The organism is Stenotrophomonas sp. YJH_SMC_138 (assembly GCF_059369855.1).
The window spans coordinates 977,630-993,033 of sequence record NZ_JCAFTB010000001.1 but is presented as its reverse complement, the minus strand read 5'-3'; the positions used below and the strand labels follow the sequence as shown (position 1 = coordinate 993,033).

16 protein-coding genes are annotated in these 15,404 nt (G+C 67.7%); 6 read left to right on the top strand and 10 right to left on the bottom strand.

Features of this window, described 5'->3' with window-relative positions; translation table 11 throughout:
- The first annotated feature begins 225 nt into the window (after nt 1-225).
- Nucleotides 226-1,365: a hypothetical protein gene (locus AC5P7I_RS04435; RefSeq protein WP_014648686.1), complete on the top strand. Its 1,140-nt coding sequence runs from the start codon at nt 226-228 to the stop codon at nt 1,363-1,365.
- 80 nt (nt 1,366-1,445) lie between these two features.
- On the opposite strand, the gene AC5P7I_RS04430 is transcribed toward AC5P7I_RS04435, so the two are convergent.
- A complete protein-coding gene (locus AC5P7I_RS04430) occupies nt 1,446-1,940 on the bottom strand; it encodes a MarR family winged helix-turn-helix transcriptional regulator (RefSeq protein ID WP_014648685.1) in 495 nt (164 codons plus the stop codon).
- Nucleotides 1,941-2,069: 129 nt separating this feature from the next.
- Here AC5P7I_RS04430 and hppD point away from each other — a divergent pair, with 129 nt between their 5' ends.
- Both hppD and hmgA read left to right on the top strand, forming a co-directional pair.
- Nucleotides 2,070-3,182, top strand: coding sequence for a 4-hydroxyphenylpyruvate dioxygenase (gene hppD, locus AC5P7I_RS04425; protein WP_014648684.1), 1,113 nt, complete (start codon nt 2,070-2,072; stop codon nt 3,180-3,182).
- Between the two features lie 85 nt (nt 3,183-3,267).
- The gene (gene hmgA / locus AC5P7I_RS04420) at nt 3,268-4,566 is read left to right on the top strand and encodes a homogentisate 1,2-dioxygenase (RefSeq protein WP_014648683.1); all 1,299 of its coding nucleotides are present in this window, start codon (nt 3,268-3,270) and stop codon (nt 4,564-4,566) included.
- An 84-nt stretch (nt 4,567-4,650) separates the two neighbouring features.
- On the opposite strand, the gene AC5P7I_RS04415 is transcribed toward hmgA, so the two are convergent.
- Nucleotides 4,651-5,193 carry a hypothetical protein gene (locus AC5P7I_RS04415; RefSeq protein ID WP_014648682.1) on the bottom strand — a complete coding sequence of 181 codons (543 nt, stop codon included), beginning with the start codon at nt 5,191-5,193 and terminating at the stop codon, nt 4,651-4,653.
- 125 nt (nt 5,194-5,318) lie between these two features.
- Here AC5P7I_RS04415 and AC5P7I_RS04410 point away from each other — a divergent pair, with 125 nt between their 5' ends.
- Together AC5P7I_RS04410 and AC5P7I_RS04405 are read left to right on the top strand one after the other, a co-directional pair.
- Nucleotides 5,319-5,975 (top strand): hypothetical protein, encoded by a 657-nt coding sequence (locus tag AC5P7I_RS04410; protein ID WP_495222142.1) that lies wholly within the window; start codon nt 5,319-5,321, stop codon nt 5,973-5,975.
- 72 nt (nt 5,976-6,047) lie between these two features.
- On the top strand, nt 6,048-7,007 hold the full coding sequence (locus tag AC5P7I_RS04405; RefSeq protein ID WP_014648680.1) for a sodium:calcium antiporter: 960 nt from the start codon (nt 6,048-6,050) through the stop codon (nt 7,005-7,007).
- Between the two features lie 74 nt (nt 7,008-7,081).
- Here AC5P7I_RS04405 and AC5P7I_RS04400 read toward each other — a convergent pair whose 3' ends face one another.
- From AC5P7I_RS04400 to AC5P7I_RS04365, 8 genes are all read right to left on the bottom strand, one after another.
- The gene (locus AC5P7I_RS04400; protein ID WP_014648679.1) at nt 7,082-7,471 is read right to left on the bottom strand and encodes a Na+/H+ antiporter subunit G; all 390 of its coding nucleotides are present in this window, start codon (nt 7,469-7,471) and stop codon (nt 7,082-7,084) included.
- Nucleotides 7,468-7,752 (bottom strand): K+/H+ antiporter subunit F, encoded by a 285-nt coding sequence (locus AC5P7I_RS04395; RefSeq protein ID WP_169411330.1) that lies wholly within the window; start codon nt 7,750-7,752, stop codon nt 7,468-7,470. The genes AC5P7I_RS04400 and AC5P7I_RS04395 overlap by 4 nt, the downstream gene beginning before the upstream one ends.
- Nucleotides 7,749-8,255 carry a Na+/H+ antiporter subunit E gene (locus AC5P7I_RS04390; protein ID WP_032957141.1) on the bottom strand — a complete coding sequence of 169 codons (507 nt, stop codon included), beginning with the start codon at nt 8,253-8,255 and terminating at the stop codon, nt 7,749-7,751. The genes AC5P7I_RS04395 and AC5P7I_RS04390 overlap by 4 nt, the downstream gene beginning before the upstream one ends.
- Nucleotides 8,252-9,787, bottom strand: coding sequence for a monovalent cation/H+ antiporter subunit D (locus AC5P7I_RS04385; RefSeq protein ID WP_262087810.1), 1,536 nt, complete (start codon nt 9,785-9,787; stop codon nt 8,252-8,254). Before AC5P7I_RS04385 ends, AC5P7I_RS04390 begins: the two co-directional genes overlap by 4 nt.
- The gene (locus tag AC5P7I_RS04380) at nt 9,784-10,176 is read right to left on the bottom strand and encodes a Na+/H+ antiporter subunit C (protein ID WP_005419863.1); all 393 of its coding nucleotides are present in this window, start codon (nt 10,174-10,176) and stop codon (nt 9,784-9,786) included. The genes AC5P7I_RS04385 and AC5P7I_RS04380 overlap by 4 nt, the downstream gene beginning before the upstream one ends.
- On the bottom strand, nt 10,176-13,004 hold the full coding sequence (locus tag AC5P7I_RS04375) for a monovalent cation/H+ antiporter subunit A (protein WP_262087811.1): 2,829 nt from the start codon (nt 13,002-13,004) through the stop codon (nt 10,176-10,178). Before AC5P7I_RS04375 ends, AC5P7I_RS04380 begins: the two co-directional genes overlap by 1 nt.
- Before the next feature lie 333 nt (nt 13,005-13,337).
- Nucleotides 13,338-13,823 carry an Mpo1 family 2-hydroxy fatty acid dioxygenase gene (locus AC5P7I_RS04370; protein WP_069117730.1) on the bottom strand — a complete coding sequence of 162 codons (486 nt, stop codon included), beginning with the start codon at nt 13,821-13,823 and terminating at the stop codon, nt 13,338-13,340.
- A 146-nt stretch (nt 13,824-13,969) separates the two neighbouring features.
- Nucleotides 13,970-14,896, bottom strand: coding sequence for a phosphoribosylaminoimidazolesuccinocarboxamide synthase (locus AC5P7I_RS04365; protein ID WP_262087812.1), 927 nt, complete (start codon nt 14,894-14,896; stop codon nt 13,970-13,972).
- A 144-nt stretch (nt 14,897-15,040) separates the two neighbouring features.
- Here AC5P7I_RS04365 and AC5P7I_RS04360 point away from each other — a divergent pair, with 144 nt between their 5' ends.
- Complete coding sequence (locus tag AC5P7I_RS04360) at nt 15,041-15,370, top strand: J domain-containing protein (protein ID WP_005411327.1); 330 nt, start codon at nt 15,041-15,043, stop codon at nt 15,368-15,370.
- Nucleotides 15,371-15,404 lie beyond the last annotated feature (34 nt).

Below are 15,404 nucleotides of genomic sequence, written 5' to 3'. Positions count from 1 at the left end.
TAGTGCCGGCCGCTGGCCGGCATGCTCTGGTGGGTGCCGACCGCTGACCGCCCACCCCGGTGGGTGCCGACCGTTGGTCGGCACTGAGGCGCATCCACGCCTGGCGCGGATCTACTGCGCGCACCGTCACACTCTCTGAATCGGCGTCTCAACTTCACCGTGAGCACGCCGTTACCGGCAAGGACCTCAGTCGACATCCCGTCGATGCAACCTTCCGGAACGCCCATGCACAGCGACCACGCCGAACGATTGCCCGAACCCGCCAGCGACCTGGCCGAGGGTGGGGCAGGCGAGGGCGTGACCCTGCCGCCGCAGGAAGCGCTGCTGGATGACGCCGGTACCGGAGAGGACAGCGTCGACCTGGCGCCGCCACGCCATCGCCTGCCGCAGATCGCGCTGCCCGACAACGTCGTGCTGAAGGGGGCGGTGCAGAAGCTGGTCGAGCAGAAGTCCCGGCTTGATGCGCTGGCCGCCGAAGGCCAGCTGGCCGGGCTGCTGCCGCCCGAATGGCAGGGCCACGGCGCGCGCGCGATCGAGCTGTCCACCTTCATCCAGGGCGTGCTGCCCTTCCTGCAGACCGGCGAGCGTGGCGAGACCGCCCCCGCGCGACTGCCGGTGCGCCATGTGTTGGGTGACGACAGCCGCTGGGGCCTGGACGATGTGGCCGAACCGAAATCACTGGCGTGGTATCTGGCCAGTGACGAGCGCGCCACGGCCGGCAGCAAGGACGTCGCCGAGGCATATCTGGTGGGCGCACTGGGCCTGGCGTGGATGCAGGAAGGTCGCAGCCGCCCCGGCTTCCTGCGCGCGATGGGCCAGGACAGCCTGGCCGCGCGGGTGACCATGCTCGGCTATCCGCCGGCCAACGAACTGGCGCTGTACAGCGTCACTGCGCACGGCCAGCCGCAGATCTGGTGCGTGCACGGGCGCCGCCGCATGCGCCCGCTGGTGGCGCCGTGGTTGAGCGTGCCGCTGCTGACCGCCTACGGCGTGCCGGCGCCGGTTGCGTGGCCGTCCAGCTTCCCGCCGGTGGAAGCGGTGGCCGAGCTGCTGGCGACCGCCCGCCTGGGGCGCGCGCTGCCGGAAGTGGACCTGGCCAAGGCCGTGGCGAAGATCGCCGAGGACGCCGCCTCTGACGCCTGGCAGCCGGTCAGCCTGCTGCAGCTCAACACCTGGTCACCGCGCTGGCACTTCTTCCTGGGCACCTTCGTCGGCCTGCCGTCGTTGCTGCTGGTGGCGGCGGCGCTGGCGCTGCCGGGGGCGGTCGAAGCAGCGACGGTGGCCGCCTCGCTGGGCTTCGCCGGCGGCGCCATCGCAGCACTGGCCGTGCCGTGGATCCACGCACGCCGCAAGCACCTCAGCTGAAAAAAGGGGACGGAGGGGATTAAGCCGCAATCAGCACAGGTGTGCCTGATGCGACTTAATCCCCTCCGTCCCCTTTTCTTTCAGACGCCTTCGCCCATCCGCTCCAGGCCTTCGCCGGCCAGGCGCAGGATCAGCTTTTCCAGCACCTGCTCTTCCTCTTCGCTCAGCACCGACATCAGCTTGCGGGTGATCTCGATCACCATCGGCGCGATGGTCTCGTACACCTCGAAACCGGCGGCCGACAGCGCCAGCACCGAGCGGCGGCGATCGTCGCCGTGGGTCTCGCGCTTGATGAAGCCGCGCTCCAGCAGGCGGGCCACGGCGCGGCTGACCGCCACCTTGTCCATCGCCGTGCGGTCGGAGACCTCGCTGGCCGAGGAGCCCGGGTACAGCGCCAGGATGGTGATGACCCGCCACTCGGGGATCGCCAGACCGTAACGATCGCCGTACAGCTTGGCGATGTTGCCGCTGACCCGGTTGGACAGCACGCTCAGCCGGTACGGCAGGAACTGTTCCAGGTCGAGCAGGACGTGCGAGGCACGCAGGCGGGTCGAAACGGGATCGGCGGGGCTCATGTTGCGGTGCACCTTGCTGGTGGTTTCAAGTGTAACTATAAGGGGTGGGTCCAGACCCTGCATTCTCGCCGGGTCCCTACCTGCCCGCACCTGGTTTGTACCGATGCGGTACCGATTCGGAGCCACGCCATGAATACCGCAGTCCCGACCGCCTCGCATCCCAACCCCGGCATGCAGGTCACCACCTTCGAGAACCCGATGGGCATCGACGGCTTCGAGTTCGTCGAATTCGCCGCCCCGGCCGGCCGTGGCCAGGAGCTGCACGAGTACTTCCGGAAGATGGGCTTCAGCGCGGTGCTCAAGCACAAGCAGCGTCCGATTACCGTCTATCGCCAGGGCGACGTCAACTTCCTGGTCAACGAAGACCCCGATTCGTTCGCCGCCGACTTCGCCGAAAAGCACGGCCCGTGCGCCTGTGGCTTCGCCATCCGCTTCAAGAAGCCGGGCCAGGAGGTCTACCAGACCGCGCTGGGCAACGGCGCCGAAGCCATCGCCTTCAAGCCGGACAGCAAGGCGGTCAGCGCGCCGGTCATCAAGGGCATCGGCGACTGCATGCTGTACCTGGTCGACCGCTATGGCAGCGCCGGCAGCATCTACGACGGCGACTACGAGCCGATCGCAGGGGCCGACCTGCACCCGTTCGGCTTCGGCCTGACCTTCATCGACCACCTGACCCACAACCTGTACTTCGGCAACATGCAGCAGTGGTCGGACTACTACGAGCGCCTGTTCAACTTCCGCGAGATCCGCTACTTCGACATCAAGGGCCTGAAGACCGGCCTGGTGTCCAAGGCGATGACCGCACCGGACGGCATCGTGCGCATCCCGCTGAACGAATCGTCCGACCCGAAGAGCCAGATCAACGAGTACCTGGACGCGTACAAGGGCGAGGGCATCCAGCACATCGCCTGCTTCACCGAGAACATCTACGAGACCGTCGAAGCGATGCGCGCGCAGGGCGTGGATTTCCTCGACACGCCGGAAACCTATTTCGACGTGATCGACCAGCGCGTGCCGAACCACGGTGAAGACGTGGCGCGCCTGGCCAGGAACAAGATCCTGATCGACGCCGATCCGGAAACCCACCAGCGCAAGCTGCTGCAGATCTTCACCCAGAACTGCATTGGCCCGATCTTCTTCGAGATCATCCAGCGCAAGGGCAACGAAGGCTTCGGCGAAGGCAACTTCACCGCGCTGTTTGAAAGCATCGAGCGCGACCAGATCCGCCGCGGCGTGCTGTAAGGTCCGCAGGCAATGTCGGCGTCCCGCCGGCATTGCCTGTCCGAATGGTAGTGCCGGCCGCTGGCCGGCAATCTCTGGAGTTCCCATGTCCCCCGCCATCACCGCCCGCGGCTACCAGTCCGGCTTCGGCAACGAATTCGCCACCGAGGCCGTCGCCGGCGCGCTGCCGGTCGGGCAGAACTCACCGCAGAAGGTGGCCCACGGCCTGTACGCCGAACAGCTGACCGGCACCGCCTTCACCGCGCCGCGCGGCAGCAATCGCCGCAGCTGGCTGTACCGGATCCGCCCGGCCGTGACCCATGGCGAGTTCACTCCGTTCGCGCAGTCGCAGCTGCAGTGTGATTTCGGCGCACAGCCGGCTTCACCGAACCAGCTGCGCTGGAGCCCGCTGCCGCTGCCGGAGCTGCCGACCGACTTTGTCGAAGGCCTGTACACGATGGGTGGCAACGGCTCGCCCGACGCGCATGCCGGCGTGGGCATCCACCTTTACGCTGCCAACCGCGACATGGTCGGTCGCTACTTCTACGACGCCGACGGTGAACTGCTGATCGTGCCGCAGCTGGGCGCACTGCGCCTGCTGACCGAGCTGGGCGTGATCGAGATCGAGCCGCAGCAGATCGCGGTGATCCCGCGCGGCGTGCGGTTCCGCGTGGAACTTCCCGATGGCCCGAGCCGCGGCTACATCTGCGAGAACTACGGCGCGCTGCTGAAGCTGCCCGACCTTGGCCCGATCGGTTCCAACGGCCTGGCCAACCCGCGTGACTTCGAGACCCCGCACGCGGCGTTCGAGGATGTCGATGGCGATTTCGAACTGATCGCCAAGTTCGAGGGCCGCCTGTGGCGCGCGCCGATCGACCATTCGCCGCTGGACGTGGTGGCCTGGCACGGCAATTACGCGCCATACCGCTACGACCTGCGTCGCTTCAACGCCATCGGTTCGATCAGCTACGACCATCCGGACCCGTCGATCTTCCTGGTGCTGCATTCGCCCAGCGACACACCCGGCACCAGCAACATGGACTTCGCGATCTTCCCGCCGCGCTGGCTGGTGGCGCAGAACACGTTCCGCCCGCCGTGGTTCCACCGCAACATCGCCAGCGAGTTCATGGGCCTGGTGCATGGCGCCTACGACGCCAAGGCCGAAGGCTTCGTGCCGGGTGGCGCATCGCTGCACAACTGCATGAGCGGTCATGGCCCGGATGCGCCGACCTTCGACAAGGCCTCCAATGCCGATCTGTCCAAGGCCGATGTGATCAAGGACACGATGGCCTTCATGTTCGAGACCCGCGCGGTGATCCGTCCGACCGCGCAGGCGCTGGCCGCCGGCCATCGCCAGGGCGATTACCAGCAGTGCTGGAACGGCCTGCGCAACAACTACCGCTGACCCGAAAAAGGGGACGGAGGGGATTAAGCCGCAATCAGCACACGTGTGCCTGAAACGACTTAATCCCCTCCGTCCCCTTTTTCTTCAGGCGGCCTCGGTGAACGCGTCGCAATGCTCCAGCGGCAGCGCTTCCAGCAGGCGTTGCCGCACACGCTGGCAATAACCCTCCGAGGTCAGCCCGGGCAGCATCTGCATCGCCGAGTGCAGCACCTGCAGTACTTCACTTTCGGCGCGCGCCTGCTGCAGGTCGCGGAACAGCGCCGCCGCCTGCGGGTGGCGCTGCATTTCCAGGATGCCCAGTACATAGATGCGCGCGGCCACCAGCGAGCGGCGGCGCTCGCTGCCGGTTGCGGGTGCAGCCGGTGCCGCCGCCGGCGTGGCGGGTGCCGGTGCTGCCGCGTCTGCGGGTGGTGGCGGTGCGGCTGTGGCGCCGGTACCGGTGCTCAGGTAGCCGGCCTGCACCAGCTGGATGACCATGGCGGGCGCGTCCTGGCCGAGCAGGCCGGTCAGATCGGCGATGCTGCGCTGGCCGTCGCACAGGATCAGCAGCCGCCGCTGGCGCATGTCCAGCGGCGCGCGATGGGCCTGCAGCGCGGTTCGGGCGAGTTCGGTCTTGCGCGGTTGCATGGAAGGGACAGCCAAGTCGGTGCACGCCGAGCCTGAACGAAGGCGATGAAACCGCGATGACAATGCAGCGCCTGCACACGGGATGGGCTAGCGTGCAGCCATCTTCGTGCCAGGGAACCGCACCGATGAAGCACCTTCCGCTTGCTGGTCTGTTGCTCCTTTCGCTCACCGCCTGCAGTGCTGGCCCCGACAAGCAGGGGGCGGCCGGCAGTGGCAGCGACACCCCGGCCGAAACCGCCTCGGCGACCGGGCCCGCGCAGTCGGCGGATCCCGACCTGGCCGCCCGCCCGGCCAACGACCTCCGCAAGGACAGTCCGGCGCGCCTGGACGGCTTCGGCGGTGCAACGCTGGGCGCCGACATCGCCGAGGTCCGCAGCGGCTTCGGCACGCCGCTGCAGGGACTGGGCACCGACGCCAATGGCAAGCCCCTGCCGGCCGACGACAGCAACGACGGCTGCTACTTCCTGCGTCCGCAGGGCGCCGAAGACCCTCGCCTGATGATCGAGGCACGCAAGCTGGTGCGCTATGACGTGCGCAGTGCGGCGATCGTCGCCCCGGGCGGCGGCAAGGTCGGCATGACCCTGGGCGAGCTGCAGGTGCTGTACCCAGAGCGCGCGGACGTCGGTCCTGACAAGTACGACGAGAAAGCGCAGCACCTGCGCGTGCGGCCGGCGCAGGAAGGCGGGGCGGTCATCGACTTCGCGCTCGGCGCCGATGGTCGGGTCAGCGCCTGGCGCGTCGGCCAGACCCCGCAGGTCGATTACGCCGAAGGCTGTGGCTGATCCTTGATCCACCGCCCAGCCATGCGCTCGGGCCAAGCGTAGAATCGCGCCACCACTGCTGGGGAGTGCTCGATGATCGCCATTGCCATTGCCTGGTTCCTGCTCGGCCTGCTGTTGCTGGCGCTGGGCGGGGATTCCATCGTCAAGGCCGTGTCCGGCCTGGCCCAGCGCTTCGGGGCCAGCCCGTTCACTGCCGGGCTGCTGCTGCTCGGGGTGACCACCTCGTTGCCGGAACTGGCGGTCAATGCGCGCGCGCTGGCGGTCGGCCAACCGGAGCTGGCACTGGGCAATGCCGTGGGCAGCAGCATCGTCAACCTGGGCTTCACCCTGGCGGTGGCAGCCATCGCCGCGCCCCTGTTGCTGCGCGCGCGCCTGCAGACGGTGCTGTGGTGGTCGCTGCTGGTGGCCGGCGTGCTGCTGGTCCTGTTCGGGCTGGATGGTCGCCTGGCGCGCTGGGAAGGCGGCGTGCTGGTGGCAGGCTTCATCGTCATGCAGGTGCTGCTGCTGCGCCGCGGCCGCGTTGAGCGTGCCGAGGTGCAGGCGGCCATCGCCGAGTCCGCCCTGAGCCGCACCAGCCTGCCGTTGAACGTGCTGCGGGTGCTGATCGCAGCGCTGACGCTGTACTGGGGCGCGCGCCTGGTCGTGGGCGCCGCCGCTGACTTCGGTGCCGCGCTGGGCTGGACACCGCTGCTGGTCGGCCTGCTGCCGGTGGCGATCGGCACCGCACTGCCGGAGGTGGCAACCGCAATTGCTGCCGCGCGTCGCGGCCACGGCGACATGGTGCTTGGCCACGTGCTGGGCTCCAGCGTGGTCAACCTGCTGCTGGTGATCGGGGCGATGGCGGTATTGCAGCCGTTGGCGTTGCCGGCCTCGTTCGTGCGCCTGGAACTGCCGGCACTGCTGGCGTTCGCCCTGGTGCTGTACCCGATGCTGCGTGGCGATCTGAAGATCAGCCGCAGTGAAGGCGGAATCCTGCTGGTCGCGTTCGCCGGCTGGTTCGTGCTGGAGCTGCTGCTGGTCGGCGCGGCATGAGGTAGTTCCGGCCGCTGGCCGGTAACCTCACTGCCTCTGACGGAACCCTTGCCACTGCCGGCCAGCGGCCGGCACTACCGGTTCTGCGTGGCTTCCTCTTCCCGCGCCGGTTCCGGCGGCGGAAGCTGTTCCTCGGCAGCCGGCTCGTTGCCCGGCAGGCTGGGACGGGTTTCCATCAGCAGCGACAGCGCCGCCTTGGCCATCATGTGGGCGCTGATCGGCGCGGTGATGAACAGGAATACGGTGATCAGCAGCTCGCGCGGCTGCGGGTCCTGGCCCAGGAAGATGTGGTAGCAGACCGAGCACACCAGCACGCAGCCCACGCCCAGCGTGCTGGCCTTGGTCGGCGCGTGCAGGCGCTTGAAGAACGTGGACAGCTTCACCAGCCCCAGTGCGCCGACCAGGATGAAGAAGCAGCCGAACAGCAGCAGGATCGACAGGCCGATCTGGATCGCGGTGATCATTCGACGATGTCCCGGCGCAGCACGAACTTGCTCAGCACCACGGTGCTGCCGAAGCCGAGCATGGCGATGACCAGTGCGGCTTCGAAGTAGATCGCGGAGTTGAGGTACATGCCGAACAGCATCAGCTCGGCAATGGCGGTCACCGACAACGTGTCCAGTGCGAGGATGCGGTCGGGCACGGTCGGTCCGCACAGCAGGCGCCAGGTGGCCAGCAGCATGGCCAGGCCGACCACGTGCATGCACACCACCAGCGTGGTCTGGATGATCTGGAATCCAGTCATGGGAAGATCTCCATCAACGGCGCCTCGTAGCGGCGCTTGATCGTATCGATCAGGTCCTGTGGGTCCTCCAGGTGCAGCACGTGCACCAGCAGGAACTTGCGGTCGTCGCTGAGCGCGGCCGAGACCGTGCCCGGGGTCAGCGTGATCATGCTGGTCAGCGCCGCGATGCCGTGGATGTTGGCGATGTCCAGCGGCAGCCAGATGAAACCGGGGTGAATCTTCTTCTCCGGGCCCAGCACCTGCAGGGCCACGCGGATGTTGGACATCAGGATGTCCCACAGGGTCACGCATACCAGCTTGGGCAGCGGCCGCAACGTGCCGATGCGCGCGAACTCGCGGTCCAGGCGTGCGGCGAACAGCGGCACCACCACGCCCAGCACCAGCCCCAGCACGATCTGGCCGAGGGTGAAGCTGTCGGACATCAGCAGCCAGAATGCCACCACCATGATGCTGAGCATCGGCGAGGGAATCAGGCGACGGAACAGGGAGCGCTGGGCGGTCATGGCTGGCGGATCTCCGGTGCGGTCGCGCGCAGCTGCTGCACGTACTCGCTGGGTTGCAGCAGCTGAGCGGCGGTGGCTTCGGTGTAGCGCATCAACGGTGCAGCGGCCAGCGTCATCCCGATGCCGTAGGCCAGCAACAGGCAGGCGGCGTAGAGCTCCACCCGGCGCAGAGGAGCCTTGCGCGGCTTCGGCGCCTCGGGATCGACAGGCGGCACGCGCCAGAACAGGCGGATGCCGCCGCGGGTCAGGCCCATGATCACCAGCAGGCTGCTGACCAGCACCGCGGTCCAGACCGGAGCGGTGTACTGCGCCGGCATGCCGGCCAGCAGTGCGGCCTTGGCCAGGAAACCGGACAGCGGTGGCAGGCCGGCCACCGACACCGCGCCGATCAGGAACAGCACGGCGGGTGTCTCCTTGCCCGGCATCGGCGCGACCACTTCCTTGCGGTCGCTGGCACCGCCGCGACGACGGCGGATCAGGTCGGCGATCAGGAACAGCGCGGCGGCGACGAAGCTGCTGTGCGGCAGGTAGTACAGGCCGGCCGACAGCACCTGCGGTGTGCCGACCGAGAAGGCGATGAACAGCGTGGCTGCCGACACGATCACCAGGTAGGAGATCAGCACGCGCAGGCGGGTCGCGGCGAGGGCGCCCAGGCCGCCCAGCACCAGCGTCGCCACACCGGCCCACAGCAGCCAGTCACGGCCGTAGCCGGCCATCGCGCCGGCATCGTCGCCGAACCACAGCATCTGGATGCGCAGCACCGAGTACAGGCCGACCTTGGTCATGATCGCGAACAGCGCAGCCACCGCCGCCGGTGCGCGCGAATAAGCTTCCGGCAGCCACAGGTACAGCGGCATCAGGGCGGCCTTGGCGCAGAACACCAGCAGCAACAGGCCCATCGTCGCCTTCACCAGGGTCAGCTGCGCCGGCGGTACCTCGGCGATGCGCTGCGACAGCTCGGCCATGTTCAGCGAACCCAGCGTGGCGTACAGCAGGCCCAGCGCGATCAGGAACAGGGTCGAGGCGGTGACGTTGAACACCACGTAGTGCAGGCCGATGCGCATGCGCAGGCCACGGCCACCACTGAGCAGCAGGCCGTAGGAGGCGATCAGCATCACCTCGAAGAACACGAACAGGTTGAAGATGTCGCCGGTCAGGAACGCACCGTTGAGGCCGACCAGCTGGAACTGGAACAGCGCATGGAAGTGCGGTGCGCGGCGGTCCCAGCCCGAACAGGCGTGCAGCAGGCAGGGAATGGCCAGCAGCAGGGTGGTCAGCAGCATCCACGCCGACAGCCGGTCGGCCACCAGCGCGATGCCCAGCCGCGACGGCCAGTCGCCCAGCAGGTAGACGTTGATATCACCGCCCGCGGTCGACGCGAACAGCAGGCCCACCGCCAGCGCCAGCGCCGACAGCGCGGTCCAGGCCACCGCGCGCTGCACCCTGGGGCCATAGCGGCGGTGTTCGACGAACAGCGACAGTGCCGCACCCAGCAGCGGAATCAGGATCGGCAGGATCACCAGATGGTTCATGCGCGGTCCTCGCCCTGCCGTGGCGGCACGCGCTCATCCTGCAGGTCGTCATCCGGCTCGTGGGCGTCCACATGGTCGCTGTGGTTGTCGCTGCGGCTGCGCATGGCCAGCACGATGCTCACCGCGGTCATCGCGAAGGCGATCACGATCGCGGTCAACACCAGCGCCTGCGGCAGCGGGTCGGTGTAGTTGCCCAGGTGGCTGTCCACGCCTTCCTGCAGTACCGGCGCCTTGCCCAGCACCACGCGGCCACCGGCGAAGATCAGCAGGTTGGTCGCATAGGACAGGAAGGTCATGCCGAGGATCACATCGAAGCTGCGCGCACGCAGCAGCAGGTAGATGCCGATGGCGGTCAGCACGCCGATCGCGGTAGCCAGGGCCAGTTCCATCAGTGCATCTCCCCGGTGCGTGCCGAGCGGCGTTGCAGGTCGATCTCACCCTTGCGGGCGGTACGGGTACGCGATGGCTTGATCGTGCCCATCATCGACAGCATCAGCATGGCACCGCCGAACACCACCAGATAGACGCCGATGTCAAAACCAATCGCACTGGCCAGCGGCACGTCGCCGATCAGCGGCAGGTGCAGGTCGAGGTGGCCGCTGGTCAGGAACGGCACGCCGAACAGCATCGACGCGCTGCCGCTGAGCAGGGCGATCAGCAGGCCCATGCCGATGCAGCGGATGTAGTCGAAGCCGAAGCGCGACTCCACCGACGCAGTGCCCTGGATCACGTACTGGATCAGCAGCGGCACCGCCAGCACCAGGCCGGCGATGAAGCCGCCACCCGGCGCGTTGTGGCCGCGCAGGAACAGGAAGATCGACACGGTCAGGGTCAGCGGGAACATGATCTGGGCCAGGTCGGCCGGCACCGGCAGCTTGATCGGCGGGCCGGGCATGATCTGCTCCGGCGCCATCCGCGTGCGCCGCAGCAGGGCATGCACCACCAGCGCGGCGATGCCGAACACGGTGATCTCGCCGAAGGTATCGAAGCCGCGGAAGTCGACCAGGATCACGTTGACCACGTTCTGGCCATAGGCCTCGGGCAGGGCACGGGCGAGCAGCTCGCCGGCCATGGTGTTCGGCGGCAGGGTCATCGCGGAATAGGCCAAGGCGCCAAGTCCGGCACCGGCGATGATCGCGATCACCGCGTCACGGCGCTTGCGCCAGCGCGGCCGCTCCGGCCCGGACTGCGCAGGCAGGTAGTTCATGCCCAGCAGCATCAGCACCAGGGTCACCATCTCCACCAGCAGCTGGGTCAGGGCCAGGTCCGGCGCGGACAGGAACACGAAGGTCAGCGCCACCATCAGGCCGACGCCGCCGACCAGCAGCACCGCCAGCAGGCGCTGCTTGTAGATACGCAGGGTAGCCACCGCGCAGGCCATCATCACCAGCCACAGCGCCCAGCCCAGCAGCGGGATCGGCTGTGGCCTGGTCCAGTTCGGCGAGGCGGGGTTGGCCACGAACGGCGCGGCGGCGGCCACGATCGCCACCAGCACCAGGCCCAGCAGCATGCGCTGAAGGCTGCCGTTGGCGATGCCGTTGGTCAGGCGCATGGCCAGTGCGGAGATCGCGTCCAGCTGCGCATGGAACACATTGCGGCCAGTGCTGACGTTGGTCACGGCGTGCAGGTTGATCAGCTTGCGCAGGCCGAAGTACAGCGCCACGCCGCCGATCACGCCGATCGCGCTCATCGCCAGCGGCAGGTTGAAGCCGTGCCATACCGCCAGGCTGTACTCGGGCATGGCGTCGCCGAGGATCGAGGCCGCAGCGGCGTGCAGCACCGGCGCTACGGTCAGTGCCGGTGCCACGCCCACCGCCACGCAGATCACCACCAGCAGTTCCACCGGCACCTTCATCCAGCGCGGCGGTTCGTGGGGCACGCGGTCCAGGTCGTGCGGGCCGGGGCCGAAGAAGGTGTCGTGCACGAAGCGCAGGCTGTACGCCACCCCGAATACGCCCGCCAGCAACGCTGCGATCGACACCGCCGTGCGCATGATTCCCGGGCCGCCGGCCGTGATCGCTTCGGCGAACAGCATTTCCTTGGACAGGAAGCCATTGAGCAGGGGGATGCCAGCCATCGCCAGCGAGGCGATGATCGCCAGCGCGCTGGTGAACGGCATCAGCCTGCGCAGGCCTCCCAGCTTGCGCATGTCTCGGGTACCGGTCTCGTGGTCGATGATGCCGGCGGCCATGAACAGCGAGGCCTTGAAGGTGGCGTGGTTGAGGATGTGGAACACGCCGGCCACCACCGCCATCGGCGTGGACAGGCCGAACAGCAGGGTGATCAGGCCCAGGTGGGAAATGGTCGAGTACGCCAGCAGGCCCTTCAGGTCATGCTGGAAGATCGCATTCCAGGCGCCGATCAGCAGGGTCAGTGCGCCGATGCCGCTGACCGTGTAGAAGAACAGGTCGCTGCCGGCCAGTGCCGGATGCAGGCGCGCCAGCAGGAACACGCCGGCCTTCACCATGGTGGCCGAGTGCAGGTAGGCCGAGACCGGGGTCGGCGCCGCCATCGCGTGCGGCAGCCAGAAGTGGAACGGGAACTGCGCGCTCTTGGTGAAGATGCCGGCCAGTACCAGGAACAGGGCGTAGGGGTACAGCGCGCTGGCGCGGATCTGCTCGCCAGCAGCCAGCACCACGTCCAGATCGAAGCTGCCGACGATGCGGCCGATCAGCAGCACGCCACCGAGCAGGGCCAGGCCACCGCCACCGGTGATCACCAGCGCCATGCGTGCGCCTTCGCGGGCGTCCTGGCGGTGCGACCAGAAGCCGATCAGCAGGAACGAACTGATGCTGGTCATTTCCCAGAAGATCATCAGCAACAGCAGGTTGCCCGACAGCACCATGCCCAGCATGGCGCCCATGAACAGCAGCAGGTAGCAGTAGAAGCGGTGCGCGTTGTCCTGCTGGCTCAGGTAGTAGCGCGCATACAGCACCACCAGCGCGCCGATGCCGAGCACCAGCCCGGCGAACATCCAGGCCAGCCCGTCCAGTCGCAGGGTGAAGTCCAGCCCGAGCTGCGGCAGCCAGGGCACCAGGGTGCGGACCACCTGGCCATCGAGCACCGACGGGGTCAGCCAGCCGAGGATGGCCAGCCCGCCCAACGGCGCCAGCGCCGACAGCCAGGCGGCAGTCGAGCGCGAACTACGGGGGAAGGCCGCAACAGCCGCTGCCATCAGGAACGGCAGGGCCAGCAGCAGGGGCAGGCTGGGGAGCATGCAGGGAATCCATGATTCACGAGCAGGTCAGGGAGGATAACAGGCTGCGAAATGTCGCCGAAACCCATCGAACAGCGATCAATTGCATGTAACGTTCGCTGATTCATTTTTTCTGCGATGCAACATCACATTCCTGCATCCCTTCCCTGGCTGCCCTCGGGGGACACCCTACGCCCACGCAGGGAGACCGCAGGCCCTGTCGCACAGGGGCTGCCGTCGACGGGCGGGCAATGGGGAGCGGATCACCGGCGCAGGCTGGCAGGGCTCCCGTGGACTACGGGTGACGGAATCCGCCCGTTCAGGAAACGACGGCCGCTGTCGGCCGCCGCCAGGTCAGTAGCGCCAGTCCAGCTTGCGGTAGAACTTGGCCATCACCCAGGCCGGGCCGATCAGCAGGTAGGTCAGGTCGGTCAGGAAGCTGGGCTTGCGGCCCTCGAATTTGTGGCCGATGAACTGCGCGATCCAGGCCGCCACGAACACGCCCACCGCCAGCCAGCGCAGGGCCTGCAGGCCGATCTCGGCCTCCAGCAGCCGGCACAGGCAGCCGAACACGAAGAACTGGATGAGCATGCCGATGCCCAGCGGGCGCGACAACTTGTTGTAGAAGCACCACGCGCTGAACATCGCCAACGCCGACCAGATGCCGTACTGGAACCAGGTGATCAGCGGCGGCAGGCACCACAGCAGGGCCACCACCGACCACAGGATCGCCGGGACCGCCACCACGTGGATGCGCTGGTTGATCACATTGCGGTGGTCGTCGGAGTAGCTGGCGAAATAGCGGTCGATCGGCCGCGCAAGCTGGGTGGATGTCTGCATGCTGCGTCGCTTCCTCGGGCAACGGTAGTGCCGGCCGCTGGCCGGCACTCCAGAGCATAGCCGAGTTCGCGAGGTTGCCGGCCAGCGGCCGGCACTACCGCGATCAGAGCGCCCCCCGCCTTTCCGGCCGGGGGGACGCGGGGGGATCAGTCGACGCTGATCCCGGCCAGGCGCTGCAGCGCCTCGGCGTACTTGGCGCGGGTGCGCTCGATGATCTCGGCCGGGATGCTCGGGCCCGGGGCGGTCTTGCCCCAGTCCAGCGTCTCCAGGTAATCGCGCACGAACTGCTTGTCGTAGCTCGGCGGGCTGGTGCCCACTTCGTATTCGTCGGCCGGCCAGTAACGGGAGGAATCCGGCGTCAGCATCTCGTCCATGATGTACAGGCGGCCATCGGCGTCGGTACCGAACTCGAACTTGGTATCGGCCAGGATGATGCCGCGCTCGCGGGCGTAATCGGCCGCGAACTTGTAGATGCGCAGGGTGGCGTCGCGCACGCGCTCGGCCAGTTCCGCACCGACCTGCTTCACCATCGCATCGAAATCGATGTTCTCGTCATGGTCGCCGACGGCGGCCTTGGTCGAGGGGGTGAAGATCGGCTCCGGCAGCTGCTCGGCCTGGCGCAGGCCGTCGGGCAGGTCGATGCCGCTGACCTTGCCGGTGCGCTGGTAGTCCTTCCAGCCGCTGCCGATCAGGTAGCCGCGGGCGATCGCTTCCACCGGCACCGGCTTCAGCTTGCGGGTGACCACCGCACGCTTGGCGTACAGGGCTGGGTTCACGCCTTCGGGCAGCACGCTGGCCACGTCGATGCCGGTCAGGTGGTTGGGCATCAGGTGCGCGGTCTTGGCGAACCAGAAGTTGGAGACCTGGCAGAGCATCTCGCCCTTGCCCGGAATCGGGTCAGGCAGGACCACGTCGAACGCCGACAGGCGATCGGTGGCGACCATCAGCAGGTACTCGCCCGGCGGGGTTCCGGCTGGCAGCCGCTCGCGCGGGATATCGAACACATCACGCACCTTGCCGCGATGGCGCAAGGGCAGGCCGGGGAGATCGGATTGCAACAGCGTGGTTGGCACGGGCACTCCTGGGGCGTTGTCGATACGGCTGCTGCCCAACGGACCCGGCGGGCCCGCTGACCAGCGGGCGGCCTAGTGTAAAGCGGTCCGGGCCCGCTGTGACGTAAAATGAGCGTCCATTTCGTCGGTCGACCCCGGAGCGCCATGCGCTGGTACGGAAAACTGCTCGGATTCATCGCCGGCGCCCTGCTGTTCCGGCCCAATCCGCTGTTCGGCGCGGTGGTCGGCCTGTTGATCGGCCACGCCTTCGATTCGGACTGGTTCCGCCTGAACAAGGAGAACCCGTACCGGGAGCTGGGGCTGACCTCCGAGGCCACCGATGCCGAGGTCGAGCGCGCCTACCGCAAGCTGATCTCGCAGTACCACCCCGACAAGCTGGGCGGTGCCGCCCCCGAGCTGCAGCAGCAGGCCGAGCAGAAGTCGCGGCGGATCAATGCCGCCTACGACCGCATCAAGACCCTGCGCAAGCGCTGATTCCAGAGTCCCGCCTGCGGGCGGGAGAACCTTT